The 2,321-nt window shown below is 30.5% G+C and carries 3 protein-coding genes; all 3 read right to left on the bottom strand.

Annotated features, from left to right (window positions below; genetic code table 11):
- Positions 1-530: 530 nt before the first annotated feature.
- The 3 genes from HPY60_11875 to HPY60_11865 are packed head-to-tail and all read right to left on the bottom strand — an operon-like array spanning position 531 to position 2,127.
- Complete coding sequence (locus tag HPY60_11875; GenBank protein ID NPV51874.1) at positions 531-1,055, bottom strand: DUF4252 domain-containing protein; 525 nt, start codon at positions 1,053-1,055, stop codon at positions 531-533.
- A gap of 15 nt (positions 1,056-1,070) precedes the next feature.
- Positions 1,071-1,676, bottom strand: a complete 606-nt coding sequence (locus HPY60_11870; protein ID NPV51873.1) for a hypothetical protein — start codon at positions 1,674-1,676, stop codon at positions 1,071-1,073.
- Complete coding sequence (locus HPY60_11865; GenBank protein ID NPV51872.1) at positions 1,666-2,127, bottom strand: RNA polymerase sigma factor; 462 nt, start codon at positions 2,125-2,127, stop codon at positions 1,666-1,668. The genes HPY60_11870 and HPY60_11865 overlap by 11 nt, the downstream gene beginning before the upstream one ends.
- Positions 2,128-2,321 lie beyond the last annotated feature (194 nt).

The following is a 2,321-nucleotide window of genomic DNA, read 5'->3' as shown; positions in this document are numbered from 1 at the left end:
ACCTAGAATTGGGGCAATTGATTTTTGCCCTTTGGAAACAAAAATTATTCGCATTGTTCCAAGGGTAACATCAATTATTCTAGCAAAGAATATTAGCGTAGGTAGAACCAGATATAGATATAAACTACTTTCAAGAAATGTAATCTCCATTTGTCTTTAATAAATTTCCGTAAATCTATGGAGTTTTTAGAACATGTTGAAGCTAATAGTGTCAAAAAGAATTTTTTTTTGGTTTTTTACAATAGTTATTGCTTGCAATTATCTAATTATAAAAAGCTTAAGATATATTAATCTTCAATAATATTTACCCTTTTTACATTATGCAGAACTTTCTAGATAATATGGTGGATCTATAAAGAAAATCAAATTTGTGCAAAGTAAAATACCTTCCTGAAACCCTTTTATTTGAGGTTAACAGGAAGGCAACTTTTTTCTCTTGTGTTCATGTTAAACCATTTGAAATGGCTATGTTGGTTTTAATTGCTAAGATACTAAGATTTGTATGTATTAAAGGATTAACTAGGTTAGCTTTACTTTTCTTCACTATTTATCTTATCAAGGTTTTCTAGTCCTTCAATTTTCATGGATTTGGATAGATTAGAAATGTTTTTCAGGTTAATGTTCTCTCCCTGAATACATATTAGTGCATTTTCGCTACCACCAATTATTAATAATAGTTCAACTATCCTTCCGTTAATATCTTTAACGAGGAATTTCAAATCCTGATCTTTTTCCTTAATTACCATCAACTCTTTATAATCTTTAGCTGGGAGTTCTTTCATAATCTCGTTATGAAAGTTCACTCCTTCCCCTTCCGTTTCTGTGGCTAAAATTTTTATGCTAGAAAGTCCACGAACAACCTGATTTAATTCTTTATCATCTGAACTAACATCTGTGAATAAATCGAACATATATTTTGAAATAAAGACTGAGGTGTAACCTTCTTTACCTGAATATTTATCAAATAACTTATCTACAGGTGATTTCTGCCCCATTATCAAATTAGTGCTAATCAGTAGCAATAATGTTATTAAAACTTTTTTCGTTGTATTCATTAGATTAGGTTGTATTTAGTTATTATTATCATCGTAAAGAATTTCCTTAATTATAGGAATATTTTTTGGTTCATCAATCGATTCAATTTTGTCAAGATATTCAAGGTTTTTAGAAATCTCACCTAGTGGTTTCATTGCTTGATAGGGAACATTGAGCCTATTTAAAGGTTCCAGCTCATCTTGTGCCATGTTAAGTTTTGATGCAAATAGTGACAATACACGTTTTGTTTCCTGCATTGCCAGGTAGGGATCATCAAATGTATCAGTAAGAAGAATCTCATTCTGTTTACTTGTGAATAGAAAACCTAGACCAATTATTATAATTACAGATGCAGCAGCTGCCCATACAGCAAATAATTTATAAATTTTCGAACCCTTATCCTCTTCACTCTTCGTTTTGTTCGCAAATTCAATGGCTTTAATTATATCCTCTTCAAAATTAAGTTCAGACAAATCGCTTTGAATTATAAATAAATTGGAAAAAAGTTCTTTATCAGTCTTAAATTCGTCAGGAACATTGTCTTGTGAAAGATAATTTCTGAGCAAATCCTCCTCATCAATGGATGTATTTCCATTGTAGTAATTATCAAGAAGGTTCTTTATTTTAAATTTATCTTCCATAATTATTCTCTCTTCTAATTGCTTCTTTTACTAATTCTTTAAGTTTCTTTCTTGATCTTGAAAGAGATACTCTGATATTTTCTTCAGTAATTCCTAAATTAATTGAGATCTCTTCAAAACTCATTCTTTCAATATCTCTCATTACAAAAACCTTTTGTTGATTTGGGGTCAACTCTGTGAGCGCACTATTTATCAGGTTAAGTTTATAGTTTTCAGTATATTCTAGATTAACCTGATCTTCACTATCATCATACAAATAAATCTTCTCAATTGAGATATTTTCTTTTCTTAACCTTAGTTTATCAAGGCAATAATTACGTGTAATAGTTACAGCGTATGCCTCAATATTTTTAATACTTTCCAAAGAGTCTCTTGATGTCCAAAGTTTTACAAATATATCCTGAAGTGCATCCTTGGCCTCATCATTGTTGCCAATGATTTTGACACACAAACCGAATAAGCGATGGCTCAACGGTAATACTTTCTCTTTGAACTGATGATCATCCATAATTCAATGCGAAAATACCAATTTTACCCAAGAATTGTAGGCTTGTTATCAGCAATATTTGCTAACACTTGGGTAAGGCATTCTGGATTTATGTTTCCTCGCATTGATATACAAACAAATGAATCCTTTTCGTTAAT

Source organism: Methanofastidiosum sp. (assembly GCA_013178285.1).
Lineage (GTDB): Archaea > Methanobacteriota_B > Thermococci > Methanofastidiosales > Methanofastidiosaceae > Methanofastidiosum.
Note: the sequence above shows the minus strand (reverse complement) of the source record. Positions and strands in the feature narration are given on the sequence as shown.

What these genes read in the sequence shown, in the direction of transcription:
- HPY60_11875 (NPV51874.1), bottom strand. Translation starts at nt 1,055, where the DNA reads ATGAATACAACGAAAAAAGTTTTAATAACATTATTGCTACTGATTAGC.
- HPY60_11870 (NPV51873.1), bottom strand. Translation starts at nt 1,676, where the DNA reads ATGGAAGATAAATTTAAAATAAAGAACCTTCTTGATAATTACTACAAT.